We start from the raw sequence: 670 nt of genomic DNA on the forward strand, positions 1-670 counted from the left end.
GAACCACTTTCAGTACCATCAATACTAATGGTGAATTCATCATTATTTGCATCAATAGTTGTACTAGCACCTAAACTTACAGCGCCCGATAGCTCTCCTCTTGTCGCAGCAGTCGTTATGTTAATATCATAACTGCCCGGCTTAGTGTTGATACTTGCAGTACCAAAGCTTACTTGAGCATCGCTGGCTCGCCCTTGATCACTGAACAAAGCCGAAACATCATCTGGGTGCGAATCAAGCTGATCACTAAGAGTGTCTTCATTTAGGCTTAGCAAACCAGTTTGATAATCTGTCGTAATACCAATATCTGCCAAACTACGGACATTTGCATTTTCCAAACCACCAACCGTCGAACCCAATACGCGTCGTACCTGATTCATCATACTTCGAGTTGTCGAGTCACCAAGCAAAATGCCCGCTTCAGCCCCACCACTAGGGTCAAACTCACTATTGTCGTTCACCAAAGTCTGTAGAGCATTAAACTTCTCTACAAATTCTGAAACTTTCTCGACCACAGCAGTGTGATCATTTTGAACAGATAAAGCGGCTGGCGAACCATCATTTGTGCCACTCAGGGTCAGGGTTAAACCTGGAATAGCGTCATAAATCTCATTACTTGAGCGCGTGATCGGTACACCATTCAATTTGAATGATGCATCCGCGGCTGGTT

At 44.3% G+C, this 670-nt stretch carries 1 protein-coding gene; it reads right to left on the minus strand.

From position 1 onward, the window contains the following. Positions 1 to 670: flagellar filament capping protein FliD (gene fliD, locus A3756_RS02770; RefSeq protein WP_156490215.1), on the minus strand; the 670-nt coding region annotated here is incomplete at both ends.

This window comes from Oleiphilus sp. HI0086, assembly GCF_001635225.1.